General features: G+C 68.0%; 22 protein-coding genes and 1 tRNA gene. 21 read left to right on the top strand and 2 right to left on the bottom strand.

Features of this window, described 5'->3' with window-relative positions; genetic code table 11:
* Window positions 1-8: 8 nt before the first annotated feature.
* From C5C17_RS11100 to leuA, 8 genes are all read left to right on the top strand, one after another.
* Window positions 9-359 carry a histidine triad nucleotide-binding protein gene (locus C5C17_RS11100; protein WP_104253436.1) on the top strand — a complete coding sequence of 117 codons (351 nt, stop codon included), beginning with the start codon at window positions 9-11 and terminating at the stop codon, window positions 357-359.
* 88 nt (window positions 360-447) lie between these two features.
* Window positions 448-1401: a PhoH family protein gene (locus C5C17_RS11095; protein ID WP_244295982.1), complete on the top strand. Its 954-nt coding sequence runs from the start codon at window positions 448-450 to the stop codon at window positions 1399-1401.
* The gene (ybeY, locus tag C5C17_RS11090) at window positions 1398-1865 is read left to right on the top strand and encodes an rRNA maturation RNase YbeY (protein WP_068480328.1); all 468 of its coding nucleotides are present in this window, start codon (window positions 1398-1400) and stop codon (window positions 1863-1865) included. Before C5C17_RS11095 ends, ybeY begins: the two co-directional genes overlap by 4 nt.
* On the top strand, window positions 1862-3136 hold the full coding sequence (locus tag C5C17_RS11085; protein ID WP_104253434.1) for a hemolysin family protein: 1275 nt from the start codon (window positions 1862-1864) through the stop codon (window positions 3134-3136). The genes ybeY and C5C17_RS11085 overlap by 4 nt, the downstream gene beginning before the upstream one ends.
* Entirely contained in the window at window positions 3133-4023 is an 891-nt protein-coding gene (gene era, locus C5C17_RS11080; protein ID WP_104253433.1) for a GTPase Era, read from the top strand. The genes C5C17_RS11085 and era overlap by 4 nt, the downstream gene beginning before the upstream one ends.
* Window positions 3989-5374 (top strand): sensor histidine kinase, encoded by a 1386-nt coding sequence (locus C5C17_RS11075; RefSeq protein WP_146079148.1) that lies wholly within the window; start codon window positions 3989-3991, stop codon window positions 5372-5374. Before era ends, C5C17_RS11075 begins: the two co-directional genes overlap by 35 nt.
* Window positions 5371-6027, top strand: coding sequence for a response regulator transcription factor (locus C5C17_RS11070; protein ID WP_104253431.1), 657 nt, complete (start codon window positions 5371-5373; stop codon window positions 6025-6027). The genes C5C17_RS11075 and C5C17_RS11070 overlap by 4 nt, the downstream gene beginning before the upstream one ends.
* Window positions 6028-6182: 155 nt before the next feature.
* The gene (gene leuA, locus C5C17_RS11065; protein ID WP_104253430.1) at window positions 6183-7955 is read left to right on the top strand and encodes a 2-isopropylmalate synthase; all 1773 of its coding nucleotides are present in this window, start codon (window positions 6183-6185) and stop codon (window positions 7953-7955) included.
* 38 nt (window positions 7956-7993) lie between these two features.
* Here leuA and C5C17_RS11060 read toward each other — a convergent pair whose 3' ends face one another.
* Window positions 7994-8806, bottom strand: a complete 813-nt coding sequence (locus tag C5C17_RS11060) for a trimeric intracellular cation channel family protein (RefSeq protein ID WP_104253429.1) — start codon at window positions 8804-8806, stop codon at window positions 7994-7996.
* Between the two features lie 84 nt (window positions 8807-8890).
* Between C5C17_RS11060 and recO the strand changes: the two genes are divergently transcribed.
* Window positions 8891-9700 carry a DNA repair protein RecO gene (gene recO, locus C5C17_RS11055; RefSeq protein WP_104253428.1) on the top strand — a complete coding sequence of 270 codons (810 nt, stop codon included), beginning with the start codon at window positions 8891-8893 and terminating at the stop codon, window positions 9698-9700.
* Window positions 9697-10518, top strand: a complete 822-nt coding sequence (locus C5C17_RS11050; protein ID WP_104253427.1) for an isoprenyl transferase — start codon at window positions 9697-9699, stop codon at window positions 10516-10518. Before recO ends, C5C17_RS11050 begins: the two co-directional genes overlap by 4 nt.
* On the opposite strand, the gene C5C17_RS11045 is transcribed toward C5C17_RS11050, so the two are convergent.
* Entirely contained in the window at window positions 10511-12967 is a 2457-nt protein-coding gene (locus tag C5C17_RS11045; RefSeq protein ID WP_104253426.1) for a hypothetical protein, read from the bottom strand. The genes C5C17_RS11050 and C5C17_RS11045 overlap by 8 nt on opposite strands.
* 237 nt (window positions 12968-13204) lie before the next feature.
* Between C5C17_RS11045 and C5C17_RS11040 the strand changes: the two genes are divergently transcribed.
* From C5C17_RS11040 to C5C17_RS10990, 11 genes are all read left to right on the top strand, one after another.
* Window positions 13205-14584 carry a glycine--tRNA ligase gene (locus C5C17_RS11040; RefSeq protein ID WP_104253425.1) on the top strand — a complete coding sequence of 460 codons (1380 nt, stop codon included), beginning with the start codon at window positions 13205-13207 and terminating at the stop codon, window positions 14582-14584.
* Window positions 14585-14594: 10 nt separating this feature from the next.
* Window positions 14595-15200: a DUF4352 domain-containing protein gene (locus tag C5C17_RS11035; protein ID WP_104253424.1), complete on the top strand. Its 606-nt coding sequence runs from the start codon at window positions 14595-14597 to the stop codon at window positions 15198-15200.
* Window positions 15201-15278: 78 nt separating this feature from the next.
* Window positions 15279-16433 carry a tRNA dihydrouridine synthase DusB gene (gene dusB / locus C5C17_RS11030; protein ID WP_104253423.1) on the top strand — a complete coding sequence of 385 codons (1155 nt, stop codon included), beginning with the start codon at window positions 15279-15281 and terminating at the stop codon, window positions 16431-16433.
* A 2-nt stretch (window positions 16434-16435) separates the two neighbouring features.
* Window positions 16436-17734 carry a deoxyguanosinetriphosphate triphosphohydrolase gene (locus tag C5C17_RS11025; protein ID WP_244295930.1) on the top strand — a complete coding sequence of 433 codons (1299 nt, stop codon included), beginning with the start codon at window positions 16436-16438 and terminating at the stop codon, window positions 17732-17734.
* Window positions 17725-19707: a DNA primase gene (dnaG, locus tag C5C17_RS11020; protein WP_104253422.1), complete on the top strand. Its 1983-nt coding sequence runs from the start codon at window positions 17725-17727 to the stop codon at window positions 19705-19707. The genes C5C17_RS11025 and dnaG overlap by 10 nt, the downstream gene beginning before the upstream one ends.
* 83 nt (window positions 19708-19790) lie before the next feature.
* Complete coding sequence (locus C5C17_RS11015) at window positions 19791-20795, top strand: ATP-binding cassette domain-containing protein (protein ID WP_104253421.1); 1005 nt, start codon at window positions 19791-19793, stop codon at window positions 20793-20795.
* Between the two features lie 6 nt (window positions 20796-20801).
* Window positions 20802-21809, top strand: a complete 1008-nt coding sequence (locus C5C17_RS11010) for an NAD(P)-dependent oxidoreductase (RefSeq protein WP_104253420.1) — start codon at window positions 20802-20804, stop codon at window positions 21807-21809.
* A gap of 98 nt (window positions 21810-21907) precedes the next feature.
* Window positions 21908-21980: transfer RNA gene (locus C5C17_RS11005), tRNA-Asn, on the top strand.
* A 425-nt stretch (window positions 21981-22405) separates the two neighbouring features.
* The gene (locus tag C5C17_RS11000; protein WP_104253419.1) at window positions 22406-24022 is read left to right on the top strand and encodes an MFS transporter; all 1617 of its coding nucleotides are present in this window, start codon (window positions 22406-22408) and stop codon (window positions 24020-24022) included.
* Window positions 24023-24059: 37 nt separating this feature from the next.
* Window positions 24060-25316: an FAD-binding protein gene (locus tag C5C17_RS10995; RefSeq protein ID WP_181028556.1), complete on the top strand. Its 1257-nt coding sequence runs from the start codon at window positions 24060-24062 to the stop codon at window positions 25314-25316.
* Window positions 25317-25465: 149 nt separating this feature from the next.
* Entirely contained in the window at window positions 25466-26584 is a 1119-nt protein-coding gene (locus C5C17_RS10990; RefSeq protein ID WP_104253417.1) for a M23 family metallopeptidase, read from the top strand.
* Window positions 26585-26661 lie beyond the last annotated feature (77 nt).

The raw sequence follows: 26661 nt of genomic DNA, 5'->3' as shown, positions 1-26661 counted from the left end.
CTGGTCGCATGTCGAGTTCAGAGCCGTCCATCTTCACGCGCATCGTCAATCGCGAGATCCCAGCCGACATCGTCTTCGAGTCGGACCGGGTCATCGCGTTCAAGGACATCAGTCCGAAGGCACCCGTGCACCTCCTCGTCGTGCCCAAGACCCAGGAGTACGCGAACGTCGCACAGCTGGCGGCCGGCGATCCCGAGCTCCTCGCCGAGCTCGTCGCGGTCGCCCAGGGGCTTGCCGACCAGCACACAGACAGCGAGTTCCGCCTCGTCTTCAACTCGGGAGCGGCCGCGGGCCAGACCGTCTTCCACGTTCACGCTCATGTCCTCGGAGGAGGACTCTCGGAAGGATCCCTTGCCTAGTCAAGACAGTGCATCGCCCCAGGGCCCGCAGCAGCCGGAGGCCCCTAGCGATTTCGTCGAGCAGACCACGACGGTCGAGGGGGTCGCCATGGTGCGTCTCCTCGGACCGGGTGACCGTCTGCTCAAGTCAGTCGAGCGCGAGCATCCGCGCGTTCGTGTTCTCGCCCGCGGCAACGAGATCACCTTCAGCGGGCAGCGTGACGACGTCGCGGCGGCCGAAGCGCTGCTGCGAGAGATCACCGCGATGGCTCGGAACGGGGTCGACCTCGAGCCCGCACAGGTCGAGCGCTCGCAGCGTCTCATCGATCGTGGCGAGGAGACCCCGACCGACGTCCTCGGACAGGCGATCGTGCAGTCACGCGGCAAGATCATCCGCCCCAAGACGCTCGGGCAGAAGCAGTACGTCGACGCGATCGACGACAACACGATCGTCTTCGGCATCGGCCCCGCCGGCACCGGGAAGACGTATCTCGCGATGGCGAAGGCCGTGCAGGCCCTCCAGCGCAAGGAAGTCACGCGCCTCATCCTGACTCGTCCCGCCGTCGAGGCCGGCGAGCGGCTCGGCTACCTGCCCGGCACGCTCAACGACAAGATCGACCCGTACCTGAGACCGCTCTTCGACGCGCTGAACGAGATGCTCGACCCCGAGGTCGTCGTGAAGCTCATGGCGAGCGGCACGATCGAGGTCGCGCCTCTCGCATACATGCGCGGGCGCACACTCAACGACGCGTTCGTGGTGCTCGATGAAGCGCAGAACACGACCCCCGAGCAGATGAAGATGTTCCTCACGAGGCTCGGCTTCGGCTCGAAGATGGTGGTCACCGGCGATATCACGCAGCTCGACCTCCCCATGGGAGCCTCCGGGCTGAAGCTCGTCACACACGTGCTCGGCGGCATCGACGAGGTGCACTTCTCGCACCTGACGAGCGACGACGTCGTCAGGCACACGCTGGTCGCGCGCATCGTCGACGCCTACACCGAGTACGACCAGAAGAAACAGGCCGACGATCACCGTCGCCGGGACAGGAACGAGGGCCGATGAGCATCGAGGTCAACAACGAGGCCAGCTACGAGGTCGACGAGGGTGCCCTGCAGCGTGTCGCGGCGTACGCGCTCGACCAGCTGCACGTCCATGCGGAATCGGAGCTCGCCATCGTCCTCGTCGAGGTCGGCCCCATGGAGGAGCTGCATGTGCAGTGGATGGGCGAGCCCGGCCCGACCGACGTGCTGAGCTTCCCCATGGACGAGCTCCGGCCAGGCAACGTCGACAGGCAGACTCCTCCGGGACTGCTCGGCGACATCGTCCTGTGCCCGCAGGTCGCCACGGATCAGGCCAAGGCGGCGGGGCACTCCATGATGGACGAGCTGCTGCTGCTGACGACGCACGGCGTGCTCCACCTCCTGGGCTTCGACCACGCCGAGCCCGAGGAGGAGAAGCAGATGTTCGGGCTCCAGCGCGACATCCTCGTCGGCTTCCACCTCCAGGAGAGGAAGCGCGCCAGATGACCGCGGTTCTGCTCGTCGCCGCCATCGTCCTGATGGTGGCGCTGAGCGGACTGCTCGCCGCGACTGAAGCGGTCATCGCTCGCCTCTCCAAGCCCGAGCTCGAGCAGGTAGCGGCTGGGAGCCGCGCTCGGCGCTCCATCGAGGCCATCGCCGCCGATCCTGGGGCGCACAGCAACGCGCTGACCTTCGCGCGCGTCCTGTTCGAGAGCATGTCCGCGGTGCTCGTGACGCTCATCCTGACCGATCTCTTCGACGTCAGGTGGCAGGCGTTCCTCGTCTCCGTGGCCATCATGATCCTGGTGTCGTTCATCATCGCGGGGACCAGCCCGAGAAGCGTCGCCCGCGCGCATCCGCAGCAGGTCATGAGCTTCGCCGCGCCGATCGCGCGCGCCGTCCGGGTGGTCATCGGACCCGTCGCAGACCTTCTCGTCGTGCTCGGCGACCGGGTGACACCGGGACGACCGCAGCGCATAGGCTCGGTCTCCAGTGAAGAGGAACTCCTCAACATGGTCGACGAGGCTGCCGACCTCAAGGTGCTCGAGCACGGCGACCGCGAACTCATCCACTCCGTCTTCGAGTTCTCAGACAGACTCGTCCGCGAGGTCATGGTCGCCCGCACCGACATGGTCACGATCGACGGTGACGAGGGCGTCAGAGACGCACTCGAGCAGTTCCTCGAAACCGGCATCTCCCGTGCCCCCGTCGTGGGGCGAGACAGCGACGACATTCTCGGCGTGCTCTACCTGAAGGACCTCGTGCGGCAGTCGCTGCAGGAGGAGAGCCGGTCGAAGCCCGCCGTGGAGCTGGCGCGTCAGGCCGACTTCGTCCCTGAGTCGCTCCGCGCCGATCTGCTGCTGCGGCGCATGCAGGCATCCGCGACGCACCTCGCCATGGTCGTCGACGAGTACGGCGGAATCGCGGGACTCGTCACTCTCGAGGACCTCATCGAAGAGCTCGTCGGCGAGATCAGCGACGAGTACGATCGACCGGGCGACGAACCACGCAAGCTGCTCGACGGCGGGTACCGGGTCTCCTCCCGGCTCGCGACCGGCGAGCTCGGAGACCTCTTCGACATCGACCTCGAGTTCGATGACGTCGACTCCGTCGGCGGCCTGCTCGCGAAGTCGCTGTCGAAGATCCCCGAACGCGGGGACAGGGCGGTCGTCGACGGCATCGAGCTCGTGGCCGAGCGAGTCGGCCCCCGCAAGCGCATCCTCACCGTCCTGGCGCGTCGCCTGGAACCACTTCAAGAGTCAGGAATCGAAGCATGACGAACTACCGAGCAGGATTCGTGACCTTCGTGGGTCGCCCGAACGTGGGAAAGTCGACTCTGACGAATGCACTGGTCGGCGAGAAGATCGCCATCATCTCGGACAAGCCCCAGACGACCCGCCGGGCCGTTCGAGGCATCGTCCACCGCGAGGACGGCCAGATCATCATCGTCGACACGCCGGGAATGCATCGCCCGCGCACGCTGCTCGGCGAGCGTCTCAACGACGTCGTCCACGCGACGCTCGCGGAGGTCGACGTCATCGGATTCTGCGTGCCGGCGAACGAGCCGGTCGGCCCGGGGGACCGCTTCATCAACGAGCAGCTCGAAGAGGCGCCGAAAGCGCGCAAGATCGCCATCGTCACGAAGGCCGAGACCGTCAGCCGTGACGTCCTGGCGGCGCGCCTCGTCGACGTGCAGGGTCTTCGCGAATGGGACGACATCGTGCCGGTCTCGGCAGCCGAGGACATCCAGCTCGACACGCTCACCGGCATCATCCTCGCGCTCCTCCCGGACTCGGAACCGCTCTATCCGAGCGACATGAAGACCGAGGAGTCGTTCGAGCAGCGCGCGGCCGAGCTCGTTCGCGAGGCCGCCCTCGAAGGCGTGCACGACGAGCTCCCGCACTCGATCGCCGTCACGGTCGAGGAGATCGTCACCCGCGACGATGGCGTGACGCGTGAGCTCTACGTCAACATCGTCGTGGAGCGCGACAGCCAGAAGGGCATCATCATCGGACGCGGCGGCGAACGGCTCAAGCGCATCCGCGAACAGGCGCAGCGGGAGATCTCGCAGATCACCGAGGGACGCGTTATCGTCTCGATCCGCGTGAAGGTGGCGAAGGAGTGGCAGCGTGACCCGAAGCAGCTCGGACGCCTCGGGTTCTGAGACGGCGAGCCCTGCCACTCGGGCGGTGGAGCCGAAGAGGCGGGAATCGCTCCTCGCCACAGTGACGCGTCTGTGGACGCAGCACACCCACCGCCTGACCTGGCTCCAGTGGGTGACCGACATCATCCTCGGCGTGCTCTTCGCCATCAGCCTGGGGCTGCCCTTCGACTACGACGCCCCGAACAGCGCAACCCTGACCTGGCTGCTGCTGCCCTCCTGGGTGCTCTTCACGGTCGCGATCATCCTCCGCCGCTACGCGCCGTGGCCGAGCTTCCTCATCGTCGTCCTGGCGGCCCTGCTGAAGTCGATCTTCGCGTTCGGGCCTCATCCGCAGGATGTCGCGATCTACCTCAGCATCTACGCCGCCGTCGCGTACGGCAGCCGGGCGCTGCTCGTCACCTCCGGCGCCTACGGGATTGTCGCGCCAACCATCATCGTCGCCTTGATCCCGCACTGGAACCCCAGCACCTTCACCTGGGATTCGATCGCGTCGAACCTCGACGGCAGCAGAGACGAGTTCCTCCTCGCGGCGGCACTCATCTGGCTTCTCTTCGTCGGGGCTGGTGTCGTGTCCTGGCTGGCCGGGCTGCTGCGCCGCATGCACCTGAGGGCGCAGGAGGTCAAGAACCGCGCGGCCATCACCGAGCTGGAGCGTCTGCGCGCCAAGGAGCAGCTGACGGCCGAGCAGGAGCGCACGCAGATCGCTCGCGACATGCACGACGTGGTCGCGCATTCGCTCGCCGTCGTCGTCGCCCAGGCCGATGGCGCCAGGTACGCGATGAAGAGCAGCCCGGACGCCGCAGAAGCCGCCCTCGTGACGATCTCGTCGACGGCCAGGAGTGCCCTCGTCGACGTTCGAGGGCTCCTCGGACAACTGCGGCACAGCCAGGAGGCGGGACCCGAGCCCGGGCTCGAGGAGCTTCAGGCCCTCTACTCGCGGATGCGCGCGGCTGGCCTCGATCTGCAGCTCGAGACCCGTGGGCAGCCCGGTGCGCTCTCGACGCAGGCTCAGGGCGCGGTCTTCCGCCTGCTGCAGGAGTCGCTCACGAACGTCCTCAAGCACGGTGACGCGACGCAGCAGGTCGTCGTCCGACTGAGTTGGGGACAGGTCTTCGAGGTCACCATCGTGAACGCCATCGCCGACCCGCCCCGGCCGCGAAGCGACACGGGGCACGGTCTCATCGGCATGGCCGAGCGCATCGGCATCGCAGGCGGTAACGTGCAGGCAGAGCGACTGGGTGGGCAGTTCCGCGTCCACGCCTGGCTGCCGCTCGCTTCAGCTCAGCCGAGCGGCACGGGAGGGCTCGAGGGCGACCGTGCTCGCACGACAACCGAGAGGCAGGACCCGTGACCAGCAGTCAGATCACCGTCGCACTCGTCGACGACCAGCCTCTGTTCCGCAGCGGCATCAGGATGCTCATCGAGAGCCAGGACGACATGCGCTTCATCGGGGAGGCGAGCGATGGGGCCGCAGGGGTGGCGCTTGCGAAGGCGCTGAAGCCGGACGTGATGCTCATGGATGTGCGCATGCCGGGTCAAGACGGTCTCGAGTCCACGAAGCAGATCGTCGCGAGCGGCTCGGCGACGCGCATCCTCGTCCTCACGACGTTCGACCTCGACGAGGCCGTCGCGAGGGCCGTCGGTGCGGGTGCCAGCGGCTTCCTGCTGAAGGACGCCGACCCCGAGTTCCTTCTCGCGGCGGTTCGCACGGTCAACACCGGCGCGGAGGTCTTCGCGGCCCAGGCTACTGCGGACCTCATCCGGCGCTACTCGGCCGCTGTGCCCGCAACCGCGGCCGTCCCGGAGTGCTACCTGACGCTCACGGAACGTGAGCGGGAGATGTTCGCGCTCGCGTCGCGGGGGCTCTCGAACGGAGAGATCGCGCGGCAGGAGTTCCTCAGCGAGGCGACGGTGAAGACCCACATCTCGCGCGTGCTCGCGAAGCTCGGGCTGAGGGATCGGGTGCAGCTCGTCGTCTTCGCCTACGAGCACGGACTCAACTGAGCGAGCAAGTGAACGAGCGCCTCGGTGTTACGCTGTGACCATGCTGTTCGGCACCCTCCTTCTTCGCTGCCGCGGCGAGGCTTCGCTCTAAGCCCCCCTCGCCGCGGAGTCTGCTGTCGGCTTAGCACGTCTCGAAGCGAATCTGGGAGCTAGAAATGAAGAACCTGCAGCAGCCGTCGTCGATGCCAGCGCATCGCTACATCCCGCACCACGAGCAGATCGCCGTCGATCTGCCCGACCGCACCTGGCCGTCGAAGCGCATCGAGCGCGCACCCCGCTGGTGCGCCGTCGACCTGCGCGACGGGAACCAGGCCCTCATCGACCCGATGTCGCCAGAGCGCAAGCGCGCGCTGTTCGACCTGCTGGTCCGCATGGGCTACAAGGAGATCGAGGTCGGCTTCCCGTCGGCCAGCCAGACGGACTTCGACTTCGTGCGCTCGCTCATCGAAGAGAACGTCATCCCCGACGACGTCACGATCCAGGTGCTCACGCAGGCCCGCGGGCACCTGATCACCCGGACCTTCGAGTCGCTGAAGGGCGCCAAGCAGGCGATCGTCCACCTCTACAACTCCACGAGCGTCCTGCAGCGTGAGGTCGTCTTCCGCAAGGACCGCCAGGGCATCATCGACATCGCGCTCGAGGGTGTGCGCCTGTGCCGTGAGGCCGAGGCGATCGTGCCCGACACGAAGATCTACTACGAGTACTCGCCGGAGAGCTACACCGGCACCGAACTCGACTTCGCCGTCGACATCTGCAACCAGGTCATCGAGGGCTTCGACGCGAGCCCCGAACGTCCGGTCATCATCAACCTGCCTGCGACGGTCGAGATGTCGACCCCGAACGTCTACGCGGACTCGATCGAGTGGATGCACCGCAACCTGGCACGGCGCGAGAGCGTCGTGCTGTCCCTCCACCCCCACAACGACCGGGGCACCGGCGTCGCGGCGGCCGAGCTCGGCTATCTGGCCGGTGCCGACCGCATCGAAGGATGCCTCTTCGGCAACGGCGAGCGCACGGGCAACGTCGACCTGGTGACGCTTGGTGTCAACATGTTCACGCAGGGCGTCGACCCGCAGATCGACTTCTCGGACATCGACGGCATCCGTCGCACGGTCGAGTACTGCACGCAGCTCCCAGTGGGCGAGCGCGCGCCGTGGGGTGGGGACCTGGTCTACACGGCCTTCTCCGGTTCGCACCAGGACGCCATCAAGAAGGGCTTCGAGGCGATGGCCGCGAAAGCCGAAGCCCTCGGGGTCTCCGTCGACGAGCTGACCTGGGAGGTCCCGTACCTGCCCGTCGACCCCCGCGACCTCGGACGCAGCTACGAGGCCGTGATCCGCGTCAACTCGCAGTCAGGCAAGGGCGGTGTCGCGTACCTGCTCAAGGAGCACCACAACCTGGACCTGCCGCGTCGCCTGCAGATCGAGTTCTCGGGCGTCGTGCAGAACAAGACCGACTCCGAAGGTGGCGAGGTCTCGACCGACGCCATCTGGCGCATCTTCAACGACGAGTACCTGCCCGCCGAGAGCGAGCAGCACAAGTGGGGCCGCTTCGAGCTGTTCCGCACCGCGACGAGCTCAGCGCTCGACGGAGCGGTCGACCTCAGCGTCTCGCTGCGAGACGGGACCTCGGTCGCGGACCATGCATCCAAGGGCAACGGGCCGCTCGACGCCTTCATGAAGCTGCTCGGTGAGCAGGGCCTGCAGGTCGAGTTGCTCGACTACGTCGAGCATGCGCTCTCGGTCGGCGGCGACGCGCGTGCCGCTGCCTACATCGAGCTCGACGTCGCCGGCGTGCGCCTGTGGGGTGTCGGCATCGACAGCGACATCTCGACCGCTTCGCTCAAAGCCATCGTGTCGGGCGTCAACCGTGCGCTGCGCGGGCAGACGGAGGCCGAGCTCGACGCGCAGCTGACGACCGTCGCGTAGCCGCGACCGCCTCGGAGGGCGGGCGCCCCGACCGGAGTTCACTCCGAGTTCGGGCCGCTCGCCCTCTGCTGCTCCTGGCTGGCCCGCTTCTCCTCGAGGACGGCGATGGGGCGAGTGTCGAGAGCATGGAAGCCAGACGCCTCGAGGATCTCCCGGTCGGTGAACGGCCGCTCCCGCTCTGTCTTCCCCGTGCGCGGAGATCGTCGGAACCGTGGCATCCGCAGCGCTATCTGCTCGGGAAGGCTGAGCCCGAACCAGACACTCGCCATGCGCACCGCGAACGTCACCGCGACGCAGATCACGATCCCGATGATCTGGGAGACGCCGAGGTAGTCGGCGAGCACGAACGCCGCGCTTCCCGCCGTCGCCGCGATCGCGTACAGCGAGCCGACGAAGAGGATGCCGACCGGCATTCCGAGCAGCATGTCCCTCACCACGCCGCCGCCAGCTGCGGTGACGGTGCCCACGAGCAGGGTCGGGAGGATGGGGAGCTCGAAGTTCATCGCCTTCAAGGTGCCCACCGCGCAGAAGAACCCGAGCGCGGCGGCATCGAGTACCGACACGAGTCCGTCCATCCGTCGCAGCACGCGTTGCAGGAGCATTCCCCCGAGCGCGGCCGCCCCGGCCGTGAACAGGAACCACTCGGTCTCCATGCTCACCGGGCGGATGCCGAGCAGGAGGTCGCGGATGATCCCCCCGCCGAGACCGACCGTGATGCCGATGATCACGACGCCGAGCCAGTCGAGCTTCTTGTCCCGGAACTGCTCCGCGACCATGGCCGCCGTGATGGCGCCGATGGCGATGGCGGTGAGGTCCAGCCAGAGGGGGAGCGTCGTGGCGGGCGAGTCCATGGAGTCAATGCTCGCACAGCGCCGTCATCGGCTCGGTCACGCGTGGTTCCTGCCTCTGGGTGGGAGGAGGTTCATACTGGATGGATGCCCACCTATCGCGACGAGGCGGTCGTCCTTCGCACCCAGCGCCTCGGTGAAGCCGACCGCATCGTGACGCTGCTCGGCAAGGAGCGGGGGAAGGTGCGCGCCGTCGCGCGCGGCGTGAGACGAACCTCTTCGAAGTTCGGGGCACGACTCGAGCCGTTCATGGTCGTGGACGTGCAGTGCTACGCGGGCCGCAATCTCGACACGGTCACGCAGGCGGTCACGCTGGCCGCGTACGGTCGCGACCTGGTCGATGACTACTCGCGATACTCAGCGGCGTCCGTCATCGTCGAGGCTGCCGAGCGGATCGCTGAGGCTGAGCCGTCGCCGCAGCAGTACACGCTCGTCATCGGGGCTCTGCGCGCACTGACCATCGGCGCGAGGGCATCCCAGGACATCCTCGACTCGTACCTGCTTCGTGCACTCTCCCTGGCGGGCTGGGCCCCGGCGCTGGACGACTGCGCGAGATGTGGGGCCCCAGGCCCGCACGAACGGTTCAGCGTGCAGCTCGGCGGCGTGGTCTGCGCGCGGTGCACTCCGGCCGGCGTCATGCGCGTGGATGCTGCGACCGTGGACGCGCTCCGAGCTCTGCTCTCGGGCGACTGGGCGACGCTGGATACGCTCGAGGCGCCGCCGAGGGCTCGCGCAAGCGGTATCGTCTCGGCGTACTCGCAGCAGTACCTCGAGAAGAGGCTCCGGTCCATGCAGGTGCTCGAGCACGATCGACTGCTCGGCAGGCTGGAGCCGCCCAGCGCAGCAGCATCCGTTCGCGAAGAGGCCGTGGAGCCCAGCATTGAGGAGAAGGCATGAGCCGCAGCAAGCAGGCGCGGGAGTTCAAGCCCGTCGACTGGACCGGCGTGTATCCGCCGCAGTTCGACGCGTCCGAGGTGCCGTCTCACGTTGCCGTCGTCATGGACGGCAACGGAAGATGGGCGAACCAGCGTGGCCTGCCGCGGATCGAGGGGCATCGAGCCGGCGAGGCCGCGCTGCTCGACGTCGTTGCGGGGGCCCTGCAGGTCGGTGTGAAGCACCTGAGCGCCTATGCCTTCTCGACGGAGAACTGGAAGCGTTCGCCTGAGGAGGTGCGCTTCCTCATGGGGTTCAACCGCGACGTCCTGCACCGCCAGCGCGACCAGCTCAACGAGTGGGGTGTGCGCATCCGCTGGGCGGGTCGCGAACCGCGTCTGTGGAAGTCGGTCATCAAGGACCTCCAGCTTGCTGAGCGCTTGACGAAGGACAACACTCGGATGACGCTCACGATGTGCGTCAACTACGGCGGTCGCCTCGAGATCGCGGACGCGGTGAGGAGCATCGCTGAGGAGGTTCGCGCGGGACGGCTGCGCCCAGAGCGCGTCACCGAGCAGACGATCGCCAAGCACCTCTACGACCCGGAGATGCCGGACGTCGATCTGTTCGTGCGCTCGAGCGGTGAGCAGCGGACCAGCAACTTCCTCCTCTGGCAGGCGGCCTACGCGGAGATGTGCTTTCTGGACACGCTGTGGCCGGACTTCTCGCGGACCGACCTCTGGGAGGCCATCGAGCGCTACGCCGGTCGTGATCGGCGGTTCGGGGGAGCGGTCGACGCGCCGACGTCGCCGACCGGCTCGCCACCAAGCGTCGTCAGCTGAACTCGATCGCGACCGTGTCTCCGACGATCGTGAAGGTCCCCGTCGTCCGGATGGGGCTGGAGCCTGCGCTCGTCCGACCGCTGCTTCCCGTGTACGAATAGCTCACGAGGCCGTCCTCGACCTCGAACCGGTCCGATGTCTCGCTGACCGACACGGTCGGAGCACTGGTGACCTGCCAGCTCAGCGCCGTGTTCGCGCCGGAGACATAGGTGCTGAACGGGCAGCCGTCCGGCGACGCGTCGGTCGAGAGCACGCACTGGTCGATCTTGGCCGTGACGGCAGCGTCCACAGCTTCGGTGAGAGCGTCGGTGGGGGTGTAGATCAGGTTGCGCTCAGGGACGTGCTCGTCCTGGACTGGGCCGACCCGGACGGGCTCGCTGGCAACCGAGTAGAACGTCGATTCGGTCCCGGTCACGGGGTAGATGGCCGGGTACGCGCTGAACGGCACCCAGCTCACCGGCTGGCTACCCTCCCAGGTCAGCGTCTCCACCCGGCCCGGCGTTGCGGCCACGGAGCCGATGGTGAAGTCCATGGCGTGGCTGGTGCCGGCGACGGACTCGAAGACGAGTGGGGTGACGACCCTCCAGGTCTCGAGGAGGAGGAACTCGTTCTCGGTGCGCTCGGCGACGAGAACGGTGCTCTCTGTCGTCCCGCCGAGACGGTACGTGACCTGCACGTTCCGCCTCTCCCGGCCGGAGCCTTGCTCCTCCTGGGCGGGGTCCTCGAACCAGCTCGTGCTCGGGGCCGCGGGGCTGAGCTCCGTCTCGACCACGTCGAGGACGGTGATCCGCTCGCTGGCGGACGCGAGCATCGCATCACTCACGTAGTCGCGTTGCGACGTCTCCACGTTGGGGTCGACGAGTTCACCAGCGTGCGTCGCGTCGCCCGCGGCGATCGCCTCCACGTATGCACGGACCTTCGCGACCGCCCCGCGCTGCGTGTTGACCGAGGTGATCGCGATGGCGGAACCCGTGACGACGAGCACTGCGATCGTGATGCAGACGCCCGCGATGCGCAGTCGGCGCTTGGCCCTCGCGGTCATGGGCAGGCTCGGGAGTCCTGCTGCGTCACGCGCCGGTTCCAGGAGCGGGGACGCCTGGTGCGCCGACGGCGACGGCACAGCGGCGGGCGCGGTGCCCGCCCACGCCGCGCTGGCCGGTGATTCGAAGCCCCCGAGTCGCGTGCGGATCCGCGTCGCGAGGGCGTGGACCCTCGGCGTGAGGGCACTGGCTCGGTCTGGGAGCGCCCATGCGCCGAGCTCGACGGCCAGGGCCCAGACGGCGAAGAGCGCAGGGGTCCAGAACGCAGGCCGGGCGGCGAGCTCGAGTTCCCCGAGCGTGAAGCCGAGCACCGTCGCCGAACCGGAGACCGTCACCGGGAGGAACACCAGCGAGCCCAGCATCCACACGACGAAGACCGCGGCCGGTAGGCGCCAGATTCTCGCCAGCTCCGGGGTGCGCGTCCGGGCGCGCCCGACGCCGATGACCAGCGCCGAACCGAGTGAGGCCAGGACGACGGGAAGGACCGAGAACCAGGCGAATGGGAGTTCCGGCGAGAGGACGGAGATGCCTTCGGCAGCGGTGTACGGGGCAGCGACCGTGACCGCTCCGAGATGCGCGAGGATGAGCGCCCAGAAGGCGGCGTGTGGGGCGCCGGCGAGCAGCATGGGAAGCTGTGCGCTCATGGCCCCGGCCTGAAGGAAGACAAGCACGAGGGTGATGGTGCCCAGCACCGCGCCGGTGAGGGCGAGCGCTCCTGCGTAGATGCCGAGGTCGGCGGCGAGGCTCGCAAGCTCGCGGGCCAGCGGGCCTCGTGGTCTTCCTGTTGGCGCGATTTCGGGCGGCTTGCGGGTTGCAAGGTACCTGCCGAGCCAGCCGCTCGCGAAGACGGACGTGAACGAGATCGGCACGAGCGCCGGCCCGAGAGCCGAGACTGTTGCGGCCGCGCCCGACGCATCGAAGCGGACGCCCGGCGCAGCGACGAGGAGCATGAGCACGGCGAAGGCGCCCCCAGCGGCAGCGGCGGCTCCCGCGCGCATCCCGCCGCTGCGCTGAGGGTGACGGCGTTCGAGCAGGTACGCGCCGAGGACGCTCACGAGGCACACGAAGGCCAGGGAGGCGAGCGGCCACACGCCAATGGTGAACCCCTCGTCGCCCGTGCTGACGAAACCGCCGATGGTCTCGAGCCCCGCCCGGAGCTGCCCGCTGAATGGCAGCGAGGTGAGCAGGAGGAACACGCGCCAGAGCTGCTCGGCGAACTGCGTCCCGGAACCGCTGGGACCAGATGCGCCGGACCCAGCGTTCAGGGCCTCGTTCAAGAAGAGGGCCGTCGCACCGCACAGTGCGGCCCCGGCGAAGGCTGCGGCGCCTGCGGCGATGCCGACGTGCGCGGCCGCCGTGGTGAGGAATTGCTTGTCGACGGCGATTCTGCGCGCTGAGTGGAGGGTCACTGGTGTCCTTCGGATGACAGACGCCCTGGGGGACCGCGTCATTCGAGTGTTCGGGTGGTCCGCGACATGGTTGCAGGAGAGAGGAGTGCACCGGTGGCTCGCACTGGCTTCTGTGGATAACTTCCAGGCCATCGCGTCGGCTGGGGCCGCCGCGAGTTCGGCGGCTGACTAGACTGGCGACTTGCGGCGAGCACGACCCTGGGTTCGCCTTCGACACCCCAGCAGGAGTTTTTCTCAATGGCGCAATCCACGCTCGATAAGGTCATCGCCCTCGCGAAGCGACGCGGCTTCGTCTTCCAGGCCGGCGAGATCTACGGAGGCACCCGCGCCTCGTGGGACTACGGCCCCCTCGGCGTCGAGCTCAAGGAGAACATCAAGAAGCAGTGGTGGCAGACGTTCGTCCGCGGACGCGCGGACATGGTGGGTCTCGACTCCTCGATCATCCTCCCGAAGGCCGTCTGGGAGGCCTCCGGCCACGTCGCCACGTTCACCGACCCTCTGGTCGAGTGCCTCAGCTGCCACAAGCGACACCGCCAGGACCACCTCGTCGAGGCGTTCGAGGCGAAGAAGAAGCGCGCGCCTGAAGGCATGTCGGAGATCGTCTGCCCCGACTGCGGCACCAAGGGGCAGTGGACGGAGCCGCAGCTGTTCTCCGGACTCGTCAAGACCTACCTGGGTCCGGTCGACAACGAGGCCGGCCTCCACTACATGCGCCCCGAGACCGCCCAGGGCATCTTCGTGAACTTCAACAACGTGCTCACCACGTCGCGCAAGAAGCCGCCGTTCGGCATCGGGCAGGTCGGCAAGGCGTTCCGCAACGAGATCACGCCGGGCAACTTCATCTTCCGGACGCGCGAGTTCGAGCAGATGGAGATCGAGTTCTTCGTGCACCCCGACGACGCGCAGAAGTGGTTCGAGGACTGGGTGGAGGCCTGCTGGAACTGGTTCACCGACCTCGGCCTGAACCCAGACAACATGCGTCGGTTCGACGTTCCCAAGGAAGAGCGCGCGCACTACTCCGCCGGCACGATCGACTTCGAGTACCAGTTCGGGTTCAAGGGCTCCGGGTGGGGCGAGCTGATGGGCGTCGCGAACCGCACCGACTACGACCTCACGTCGCATTCGACCGCGTCCGGCACGGGGCTCAACTACTTCGACCAGGCAACCGGCGAGCGCTACACGCCGTTCGTGATCGAGCCGAGCTTCGGCCTGACGCGGTCCATGATGGCGTTCCTCGTCGACTCCTACGTCGAGGAAGAGGCGCCGAACGCCAAGGGTGGCGTCGACATCCGCACCGTGCTGCGCCTCGACCCGCGCCTCGCGCCCATCAAGGTCGCCGTGCTGCCGCTGAGCCGCGATGAGCGTCTCAGCCCGGTGGCCCGTGAGCTCGGCGACAAGCTCCGCAAGCACTGGAGCATCGATGTGGATGACGCGGGCCAGATCGGACGCCGCTACCGCCGCCAGGACGAGATCGGCACGCCGTTCTGCGTCACCGTCGACTTCGACACCCTCGAGGACAACGCCGTGACGGTTCGCGAGCGCGACTCGATGGCGCAGGAGCGGGTCGCCCTCGACCAGCTCGAGGCCTACCTCGCGGCTCGCCTCCTCGCGGCCTGACCCAGTCGGCGTGAGCCCGAGCAACACCGACGGTGCCGAGCGCCCGCCTGCGACTTCGCGGGCGGGCCGCTCGTGGCGCGTCACCCTGCTGGCGCTCGCTTCGGTGCTCGTCCTCCTCGCCGTGGTCGGCTACGTCCACGTGTCGAACCGAGCGACGGACCGTGGCGAGGCTGAGCTCACAGCGGGCGAGGCCACGCCAGCCTGGCGCGGTGAGGGATCCGAGCTCCTGAGCCGCGGCTCGGTCGAGGCCAGTGGGGTGCGGATGACGGCGAGCGAGGTCCAGTGCGGTCTGCCACGGCATGACGGGCAGGGTGGCAGTGCACAGGCGTCCGGTCAGTTCTGCGTCGTCGACATCGAGCTCCGCAACGACGGGGACGCGGCGCTGGTGATCGCCCCGGCTGTCTTCGCGCTCATCGACGGGGAGGGTGCGGAGTTCGTCGCCGACGAGCGCGTCACCGCGTACGGCACCTACCTCCCACCGAGCCTGCAGAGCTCTCGCGAGCTCCCGCTCGGGGCAGCTACGCGCATCCATCTGGTGTTCGACGTTCCCGCCGATGCCTCGGGGCCGATGGAGCTGCGCTTCACCCCCTCTGAGCAGCTGTCGATCACCATCTGACATGGTTCGGGGCGCCCGTCGTAGCGTTGAGGCAGCGGGCGTGCGAAAGTCGACGCGACCTGCGAGAATTGATCGGTTATGACCTTGACTGCACTCGACGCGAAGCCGCTGCGCATCGGACCACTGGTTCTCGACGTACCGGTGGTCCTGGCGCCCATGGCTGGCATCACCAACTCCGCCTTCCGACGCCTGTGCCGTGAGTACGGCGCCGGCCTCTATGTCTCCGAGATGATCACGTCCCGTGCGCTCGTCGAGCGCACGCCCGTGACCATGCGGCTCATCGAGCATCACGAGTCAGAGGACACGAGGAGCATCCAGCTCTACGGCGTCGATCCCAAGACGGTGCGCGAGGCCGTCACGATGCTCGTCGCGGAGGACCGCGCCGACCACATCGACCTCAACTTCGGCTGCCCGGTGCCGAAGGTCACCAAGCGAGGCGGCGGGGCTGCGCTTCCCTGGAAGACGTCACTGTTCCGCGCCATCGTTGAGGGTGCCGCCGAGGCGGCGGGCGATATCCCCCTGACCATCAAGATGCGCAAGGGCATCGACGATGAGCATCTGACGTACCTCGAGGCCGGTCGCATCGCCGAAGGCGCCGGCGTCGCCGCCGTCGCGCTCCACGGGCGAACCGCCTCGCAGTTCTACTCTGGTCAGGCCGACTGGGACGCCATCGGGAAGCTCAAGGAGACCGTCACGAGCATCCCGGTCCTCGGCAACGGCGACATCTGGGCGGGCGAGGACGCGCTGCGCATGATGGAGCAGACCGGATGCGACGGGGTCGTGGTCGGACGCGGCTGCCTCGGCAGGCCGTGGCTCTTCGGCGACCTGGCGGCTGCCTTCCGGGGTGAGACGACCCGCATCCAGCCGACACTCGGGGGTGTTGGGGACGCCATCCGTCGGCACACCGAGCTGCTCGCGGAGTTCCATCAGGAAGAAGCCAGGGCGTGCCGGGAGATGCGCAAGCACATGGCGTGGTACCTGAAGGGCTACCCGGTGGGTTCCGACATCCGGTCCGGGCTGGCACTCATGTCGACGCTCGAGGAGCTCGACGGGCTTCTCGCGCAGCTGGACCGCGATCAGCCGTACCCGGGTCGGGACGCGGAAGGCCCGCGGGGTCGAGCGGGAACACCGAAGCGTCCGTCCTTACCCGACCGCTGGCTCGAGTCGCGCGAGCTGAACGACGACCAGAAGGCGAACATCTCCGCGGCCGAGCTCTCCCATTCGGGAGGCTGAGGGTGTCGCTTCCTCCAGAGCCGATCGACCGCAGCCCGTACGGTGACCATGATCGTGAGCGGTTCCTGCCCGAGCATCACGAGAACCGTCGGCGGTCGACGTTCGCCCGCGACCGGGCGCGCCTCGTCCACTCGAGCGCGTTGCGGCGGCTCGCCGCGAAGACCCAGGTGCTGTCGCCGACCGCTGGCATCGATGCCGCCCGGAACCGACTGACCCACTCGCTCGAGGTCGCGCAGGTGGGGCGGGAGATCGCTGGCACGCTCGAGCTCGATCCGGACATCGTCGACACGGCCTGCCTCGCGCACGACCTGGGGCATCCGCCCTTCGGACACAACGGGGAGAAGGCGCTCAACGAGTGGGCGCGGGACATCGGGGGCTTCGAGGGCAACGCGCAGACGCTGCGCATCGTCGCGCGGCTCGAGCCCAAGGTGTTCGGCCCAGACGGGCGGCACTATGGGTTGAACCTGACGCGGGCGAGCCTCGACGCGAGCTGCAAGTACCCGTGGACGCGCGAGGTCGGCGCGGAACGCGGCACGGGCAAGTTCGGCGTGTACGCGGATGACCGTGCGGTCTTCGACTGGGTGCGGCAAGGCGCTCCGGAGTCGCAGACGAGCATCGAGGCGCAGGTCATGGATCTGAGTGACGACATCGCGTACTCGGTCCACGACCTCGAGGATGCGATCGTCGAGTCGTTCGTGTCGCTCCCGGAGCTCGATGACCCCGAGAACAGGCCGGCGATTCTCTTCGCCGCTTCCGACTGGTCCGGATCGAAGTTCACGGAAGAGGAGCTCGATGAGGCGTTCGCGCGACTGCAGCTGCAGCCGTACTGGATGCGCGAGTACGACGCCTCGAGGGAGGCCCAGGCCGGACTCAAGAACCTGACATCGCAGCTCATCGGTCGGTTCGCGAAGGCCGCGACGTCGGCGACGTGGGCGGCGCAACCGGGGGAGTCGCTCATCCGATACCGCGCCTCGTTGGTCGTGCCGCGCGAGATCCGCGCTGAGATCGCGCTGCTGAAGGGCATCGTCGCGGGCTTCGTCATGTCGTTGGATGCGCGTCGCCCCATCTACGAGCATCAGCGGAAGATCCTGGTCGAGCTCGCCGAGATGTTCTGGCAGACGGGTGACCAGCATCTCGATGCGGCCTTCGCCGCTGATTTCCGGGCCGCGGACGACGACACGGCGCGCAAGCGGGTCGTCGTCGACCAGGTCGCCAACCTGACCGACAAGGGCGCCCTCGTCTGGCACGACCGGCTCGCTGCGGCGTCGGAGGTGCCGTCTAGGGTGGCTTCATGGCACTGATCCGCAAGAGCGATATCGAGGAGGTTCGCTCTCGCACGGACATCTCCGAGATCGTGGGTGACCACGTCACGCTCAAGAACGCGGGTATCGGTTCCAAGAAGGGGCTCTGCCCGTTCCACGACGAACGCACGCCGAGCTTCCATGTGCGCCCGCAGCTGGGCTACTACCACTGCTTCGGCTGTGGCGAGTCGGGGGACGTCTTCACGTTCCTCCAGAAGATCGACCACGTCACGTTCTCCGAGGCGGTCGAGCGGCTGGCGGGCCGGCTCGGCTACGCGCTCACGTACGAAGACGGCGGGCACGCCCCAGACCACTCGAAGCGGCTCCGTCTCCTGCAGGCCCACACGGCCGCCGAGGCCTACTACCGCGAGCAGCTGCAGGCGCCCGGCGCGGATGCGGCGCGCGAGTTCCTGGGCGGACGCGGGTTCGACCCGAGCGCGGCCGCGATGTTCGGGGTCGGCTACGCACCGCAGGGCTGGGATTCGCTGTCGAAGCATCTGACGGGGCTCGGTTTCACGCTGCCGGAGCTCAAGGAGTCCGGTCTGCTCTCCACCAACGAGCGCGGGTCCAGCTACGACCGCTTCCGCGGGCGCGTCATGTGGCCCATCCGCGACACGTCGGGACAGACCGTCGGGTTCGGTGCGCGCAAGCTCTACGACGATGACAAGGGGCCGAAGTACCTCAATACGCCGGAGTCGCCGATCTACCACAAGGCGCAGGTGCTGTACGGACTCGATGTCGCGAAGCGCGAGATCGCGAAGCAGCACAAGGTCGTCGTCGTCGAGGGCTACACGGATGTCATGGCCGCGCATCTTGCTGGAGTGCCGACAGCGGTCGCGACCTGCGGGACGTCCTTCGGCGTCGACCACATCAAGGTGCTGCGCCGGATCATGGATGACGAGTCGGCCGGTGGGCAGGTGATCTTCACGTTCGACCCGGATGAGGCCGGGAAGAAGGCAGCGATGCGCGCGTTCGCGGAGGAGCAGCGCTTCGTGGCCCAGACGTTCGTCGCCGTCGCGCGCGATGGGCTCGACCCCTGCGACCTGCGTCTCGCGCGCGGTGACGCCGCTGTGCGGGACCTCGTCGATCATCCGACGCCGATGTACGAGTTCGTCATCGCGCAGCAGCTGCTCGGCCACGACCTCGACACGGTCGAGGGCCGGGTCGCGGCGTTGCGTCAGGCTGCGCCGGTCGTGGCGGGGATCCGCGACCCCGCGATGCGCCCTGGGTACTCACGACGACTCGCGAAGATGCTCGGTATCGATCTGGTGCAGGTCGAACAGGCTGTGCGTGCGGCGCGGGGGACAAGCAAGACCGCGCCCCGGCGGCAGCCGGAGACCCGTGCGCCGGTTCGAGCGGCCGACCAGCGGCCCCGAGTGCCGGCGCAGCGTGGGCCAGCCCCCGGTCATTTCGAGGAGGAGCCGCCGTTCCCCGACGGCGAGGGATACGACTTCCCGCCGGACGCCGGCGACTTCGGTGGCGGTGCGGTGCGCGCGGTACGGATGAGCGATCTGCCGAACGACCCTGTGACGCGTCTGGAGCGTGACACGCTCATGGCGGTGCTGCAGCACCCGAGGCGGCTGTCCGACGAGCGCTTCCAGCAGGTCATGGCAGCTGGCTTCACCAATGCGTCGCTCTCGACGGTGCGCGACGGGATCGTCGCCACTCGCGACTCGCTCGGATCGATGGAATGGATCACCCGCATCGGCGAGGAGGTACCGCAGGCGTTCACGACCCTCGTCACCGAGTTGGCGATGGCCTCGATCCCGGCGGGGAGCAAGGACGAGCAGATCGACCTCTACGTCCGCTCGCTGAGCGCCTCCCTGGTCGAGCGTGACCTGCTGCGCAGGAAGGCAGAGCTGCTCGGGGCGCTGCAGCGAACGGACGGCAGGGCTGAGCCTGACCGGTTCCGCTCCCTGAACGAGCAGCTCGTGTCGATCGAGAATCAGAAGCGCGAGCTGCGCGAAGGCTAGGCTCGCACGGTGAGCTCGGATCGGCGGAGGACGCGCTTCGCCAGCGTTCCGGTGGGCTCGGAGAACAAAAGGGGAGACCAGGAATGGCAACCAGTGCAGATCATCAGCGGGCCGTCGTCGCCGACGACCTGTCGATCTCGTACATCGAGCACGGCTCGAATCGGAAGCACGAGGCGGTCAGTGGCATCTCGTTCGAGCTCGAGCCTGGCGAGATCCTCGGCGTCGTCGGCACGGCCGGGTCGGGCAAGTCGGCGTTGGGTCGCATCCTCTCCGGCCGCCGTAGGCCGGGCAAGGGCGAGTGGCCGTTCATCACGGGCGGCACACTCGAGGTGGTCGGCATGGACCTGCGGCACCCGTCGCGGCTCGACCGCCGTCGCATCGATCTCGACATCGGCTACCTGGCCCAGGACTCCGGCGACCAGCTCCGGAACGATCTGACGGTCGCCGAGAACATCGCCGAGCCGATCCTGTCGCGGGACCGGACGTTCGATCGGAAGCGTCTCGGGCGCGCGGCGGCGATGCTCATCGACGCGGTCGACCTCGAGCTGGGCATGCTTGGGAAGTTCCCGTTCGAGTTGTCACGGGGTCAGCGGCAGCGCGTGGCGTTCGCCCAGGCGCTCATCGTGGAACCGAGTGTGCTCGTGGTCGACGAACCGGCGCAGGGGGTCGACATCATCGCGAGGCCAGCGCTCTTCAGCCTGCTGGAGCGCATCAACGTCGCGCGCAACTGCACGATGATCCTCCTGAGCCATGACCTTCGCGCGATTGAGCGACTCACGAAGAACGTTCTTGTCCTCGACCGCGGCTTCGTGCTGGCCCGCGGCACGATCGACGAGGTCCTCACCGACCCGCATCATGCGTATCTGAAGCGGATGCGGGAGGCGCGCGAGTACGCGCTCACGCCGCTGCCTGGCCTCGTCGAGCGCGAGACGCTCGCCGCCATGGATCTGGTCGCGGACGGCCTGTTCGGCGACCCAGACCCCGAGCAGCTGGGCGCGGATGCTGAGCGTTCCGCCCGCGAGCAGCTCGTCTCCCAGCGCGCCGAGTTCGCGCGTTTCCACACCGACGACGCCGACGAGAAGGAGTAGCAGCGGATGAGCGCAGGCAGCGGGCAGGTTCAGCACCAAGCGAGACTGGCGGAGGAATCGACGCTGCTTGACGGCGATGAGCGACCGGAGTCCGGCGCCATCACGCTGCTTCCTGTGAGCCATGCGGAGCCGTTCACGGACGCCGTCGTCTCGAGCGGAGGGCGGCTTGCCGAGCTCGGTCCCGAGACGCGCGGAATCGTGTACCTGTCGGCATCCAAGGTCCAGGGGCTCATCGACGCTCTCGAGGCCAACCCGCAGGTGACCTGGGTGCAGCTTCCCTTCGCCGGCATCGACAACTTCGCTGCGAAGCTGAAGCCCCACGCCGAGCGCGGCGTGCTCTTCACTTCCGCGAAGGGCGCGTACGCGGAGCCCGTCGCCGAGCACGCGCTCGCGCTGACGCTGGCGCTGCTGCGCGAGTTCCCACGGCGGCTCGCTGCGCGCACGTGGGAGAAGAAGACGGGAACCTCGCTCTACGGCAAGCACGTGGTGATCGTCGGGGCTGGCGGCATCGCGCTCGAGCTCCTCGACCTGCTGAAGCCGTTCCGCGTGACGACGACGATCGTCCGAGCTCGCGACCTGCCGGTCGACGGTGCGACGCGCACGGTCACGGCGGATCGCTTCGACGAGGTCCTGCCAGAGGCCGACGCGGTCATCCTTGCCGCGGCGGCCACGGACGGCACGCGGGGGCTCATCAACGAAGCGCGCCTGCGCGCCATGAAGGAGTCGGCGGTGCTCGTCAACATCGCTCGTGGGCCGCTCGTCGACCTGGCGGCTCTGCAGCTGGCGCTCGAGGAATCCTGGATTGCGGGGGCTGGTGTCGACGTGACGTCGCCGGAGCCGCTGCCGGACGGGCACCCGCTGTGGACCGCGCCGCGCCTCATCATCACGCCGCACTCGGCAGACACCCCGGAGATGGTGCGGCCCCTGCTGCAGGAGCGCGTGCGGCAGAACGTCGATGCCTTTGTGTCGACGGGTCGTTTCGTGGGCGTCGCGGACCCCGTGCGAGGCTACTGAGTCCTGCCTCGAGACAGGGCCGGAGAGACTCCCGCGACACGCCAGCCGCTCGATTTCGCTTTCGGTCGAAGGTGTTGCTATTCTCTTCGAGTTGCCAATCCCTGATAGCTCAATTGGCAGAGCAGCCGGCTGTTAACCGGCAGGTTGATGGTTCGAGTCCATCTCAGGGAGCAAACGGAAAAGCCGCGGGTCCTTCCTTCAGGGAGGGCACGCGGCTTTTCGCTTCGCTCAGGCTGCCAGGGCGCCGAGGGGAGCCGTCGCTGGAGCCCCCGGGCCCGCCGTTCATGAGGCCCGGTTCCCTCGCCCCGGTGCATCCGCATCGCTGCCAGCCGAATGGCCCTTCTAAACTCGCCAGAGGGGCCATTCGACTGGCAGTGACGACGGCTGAGCGACGCGGGAGGGCCATTTGACTGGCAGTGACGACGGCTAAGCGACGCTGGGTGTATCGACATGGCTGACGCCGGCGTGAGTCCGCGCCGCTCCGCGCTGCTCCTCCGCGCCACTTCGACGCTGTCCTTGGGGTCGCTATGCGCCTAGTGTGAGACCTGCTCGTTTCGTTGGACTTCGCTGGACTTCGCTGTCTTCTGGAGGGCTCGATGTCTGTCAGATCGGTATCCGCGTCGGCGTCGGCGTCCGCGTGGGCGCCTATGGCGATCACGGCGTTTCGCGTGCTGTGGTTCGCGCAGCTCGGCAGCAATATCGGCACATGGATGCAGACGGTCGGGGCGCAGTGGTACCTCGTCGAGGCTGCCGCAGGTGCAACGGTCATCGCGCTCGTGCAGACCGCGAGCCTCGCACCGGCGATGCTGTTCTCGCTCCCTGCGGGTGTGCTCGCCGATTCTCTCGACCGCCGCAAGCTGCTCATCTGGGGCTCTGCCGCCAGCGCGCTGATCGCCACAGGACTGACGGTGATCGCCCTCTACGACGGGCTCACGCCGTGGACGATACTGGGCTTCACCTTCCTCCTCGGCATCACCTCGACCCTGACGTCTCCCGCATGGCAGGCGATTCAGCCCGAACTCGTGCCGCGGGAGCTGATCGGCGCGTCCTCAGCGCTCGGCGGTGTCACGGTCAACGGGGCCCGCGCGGTTGGGCCTGCCCTCGCGGGCGTCGTGCTCTCCATCGCGGGAGCACCGGTGGTGTTCGGCATCAACGCACTGAGTTTCGTCGCCGCCATCGTGGCCCTCTGGTGGTGGAAGAGGCCGCCCCAGGAGGGGCTTGAGGATCGCGAAGCATTCGGACCGGCCCTGCGCGCCGGCGTGCGCTACGTCGCATCCGCTGGCCTCGTGCGGCGCATCCTTCTGCGGTCGGCACTGTTCGCGCTTCCCGCCAGCGCATTGTGGGCGCTCCTGCCAGTGACCGCCACACGCCTCGGGCTCGACTCCAGCGGGTACGGATTCCTGCTCGGAGCCCTGGGCCTCGGGGCGGTCCTCGGGATCTTCGTCCTCCCGTTCGCCCGAGCGCACCTGTCGGACAATGCCGTCATCGCAGCCAGCGCCATCCTGTTCGCGGCCGGTGCAGTCGCCGCCGCGGTGCTGCCGTTCGGCGTGATGCTGGTGCTGCTCGTGCTGGCCGGCCTTGCCTGGATCGGCACCTTGACGGTGCTGAACGCCGCCCTGCAGCTCACACTCCCGCAGTGGGTGCGCTCGCGTGGCGCGTCGGTCTACATCCTCGTCTTCATGGGAACGATGGCGATCGGGTCGTTCGTCTGGGGCATCGTGGCGCAGCTGATCGGGACGGCAGCCGCACTTGGCGCTTCGGCCGTGTTGCTGCTGCTCGTGGCAGCCAGTGTCCGACTGCTTCCGCTGCTGCCAGGTACGGGCACGGTCGACCGGACCATCTCCCTGACCTGGGCGACCCCCATGCTCGTGTTCGAGCCCGACCCGGCAGACGGGCCCGTGCTGGTGCAGATCTCCTACACGGTCCGTCCGGGGGCACTTCGGGAGTTCCGCGCCGCCATGCGCCTCGTCGAGCGCTCGCGCCGCCGCACGGGCGGTTCTCGCTGGGGCCTCTACCGCAGCGGCGAGGATGAGGATGTGCAGCTCGAGTCGTTCGTCGTCCCGTCCTGGGGTGAGCATCGACGGCAGGAGACGCAGCGCCTCACGGGTCGCGATCGCGAGATCCGGGCTGCGGCCCTCGCTGTCTGCGATGGCATGCCGGTCGAGCGGCATTACTTCGCGAATGGGGATCCGCGGTCGCACGGGTCCCCGTGAGAGCATCCACCATGGAAGCCACGAGGGCGTGCAGTCGATGACGACGTTCAGTGCTGAGCAGCGTTGGACGAACTGGGCCGGGTCGCTGACCTACACGGCACGCGAGATCGTGGCACCAGCGTCGATCGCGGAGATGGCGAGCGTCGTGGCGGAGGCGGACCAGGTGCATGCCCTCGGCACGCGGCACTCCTTCAGCGATGTCGCTGACGCGGCCGGCGTGCTCATCGATCTCAGCCGCATCCCGCTGGATCTCGTCATAGACGAGCGAGAGGGAAGCGCGTCGATGAGTGCAGCAGCTTCCTACGGTCAGGTCGCTCCGGACATCGACCGCGCAGGCTTCGCGCTGCACAACGAGGGGTCGTTGCCGCATATCTCGGTCGGCGGGGCGACCGCGACCGGGACCCACGGTTCGGGGACGGCACTTGGGTCGCTGAGCACCGCGGTCCGGGCTCTCGAGTTGCTCGGCCAGGATGGCTCGCTGCAGGTGCTGACGAGAGATTCGCCCGCCTTCCGCGGGTCCGTGCTGCACCTCGGTCTGCTTGGGGTCGTCACCCGTGTGACGCTCGACCTCGAGCCGAGCTACCGCATGCGCCAGGATGCCTACGGGGCGATGCCCTGGGATACGTACCTCGAATGGCTCCCTGAGATTCATGACTCCGCATACTCGGTCAGCACGTTCACGACATTCGACGGAACCGTGAGCGAGATGCTCGTGAAGACGCGAATTCCGGATGGGGCCGAGAATGCGGAGGTTGCTGGCACCCTCTATGGCGCTCCGCTGCTCGCCGCTGATCCGAGCAGGACGTCGCACACTGCCCGTGACGGAACTGCGGGACCGTGGTGGGATCGCCTTCCGCACTTCCCGATCCACGCGGCACCCAGCGTCGGGTCCGAGCTGCAGAGCGAGCACTTCGTCCCCATGCGACACGCGGCCGCGGCCCTCGAGGTCGTCCGGGCAGCTGCGCCGCGCCTCCAGCCGCTGCTGCACGTGTGCGAGCTGCGGACCATGGCCGGTGACGACCTCTGGCTCAGCCCGAGCCAGGGCGAGGCGGTGCTCTGCATCGCCTTCACCTGGAAGAAGCTCGCTGAGCCTGTCGCCGCTCTGCTGTCCGAACTCGAGAGGAAGCTCCTACCGTTCGATGCGCGGCCGCACTGGGGCAAGCTCAGTCTGCTCGATAGCACTGAGACCGCGGCGCTCTACCCGCTGCTCCCGGAGTTTCGCGAGCTGGCATCCGGTATCGACCCGAACCGCAAGTTCTCCTCGTCCTTTGGCACGCGAGTACTCGATATCTGAATCGATCGTGGAAAGGCTTTCTCGGATTCGGCGAATACGGTCTGAATGCTCATTCGCGCGAGAGATCCGGAAATTCCCCCTTCCGTATTCATAGAAGGCTCCTTAGACTCGGACACGTTGCCCCGAAGCACCAATCGCAGGAGACTCCCTTGCCGAAGTCGTCCAACGCTCCGTCAGAACCTCACCTCGTCGTTCCTGGCCGCCGCGCCCGTCGTGCGCGCGAGCGCCGTCGCGCCAGGCTCCTCGCCGTGCCGGTCGTCGCCGCGACGCTGGGGCTGATCGCTGCCGCTTCCATCGGCGCCGCCGCCGTGACGGGTGCGGTGGACGACGGACAGTCGACCGTTCCGGTCGTGAGCTCCGAGAAGACGGACGGGGTCACCTACACGGTCTCCGGAAGCGTGCCAGGGCAGCTCATCGGAACGCGTGATCTGCCCGTGGTCGAGAACGCGGCAGCAGGTTCGACTGACGGCACCGCAGCGCCCGGAGTCCAGTGGCCGGTCGACATGAGCGTCGTGAGCATCTCCGACGGGTTCGGCCCACGCAATTCCCCGTGCTCCGGATGCTCCTCGAATCACCGGGGCCTCGACCTCGCTGGCCCGCAGGGGACACGGGTTGGCAGCATCGCGAACGGGATCGTCATCGAGTCAGTTCCGACGGACAGCGGCGGACTCGGCGCCCACGTCGTCGTCGAGCACCGGATCGACGGCCTGCAGGTGCGGTCCGTCTACGCGCACTTCGTGGCAGGGTCCCCGGCGGTGAAGGTGGGCGACCAGGTCAAGACGGGGCAGCTGGTCGGTCTCCTCGGCAACACTGGCGCCTCCACCGGACCCCACCTGCACCTGGAGACCATCGTCGACGGTGCGCACGTCGACCCCCAGAAGTTCCTCAACAAGTACGCGGACGGCGTCGCCGTCGACATCTTCGGCGAGGTTCCGTCGTGGAATCCGCCGACGGGCGATCCGGACGAGAAGGACTACTGGGAGCAGAACGAGGACACCTTCGTGCCGCCAGTGACGTCGATCCCGGAGACGACACCGTCACCCGCGATTCCTCCGGCGTCGACGCCGCCGAAGGGCACCAGCACCCCGACGGCACCGCCGACGCAGAGCAGCTCTCCTACGCTTCCGCCGCCTTCGACGACGCCGAGCGGAGAGCCCGAGGCGCCGAGCCCCGCACCCTCGCAGTCTGCGAACCCGACACCGCCGAGCTCCTCGACAGAGACGAAGAACGAGACCACCTCCGAGACCACGAGCGCACCGAAGTCCTGAGCCAGCGCCCAGCCCAGGCAGCGCCCAACCGTCCTCGCGCGGTGTTCTCCGAAGATTCCCGATGCGCGGCCCTAATG

This window comes from Pseudoclavibacter sp. RFBA6 (genome assembly GCF_002931575.1).
GTDB lineage: Bacteria > Actinomycetota > Actinomycetes > Actinomycetales > Microbacteriaceae > Pseudoclavibacter > Pseudoclavibacter terrae.
This window is presented reverse-complemented; position numbering and strand designations above follow the sequence as displayed.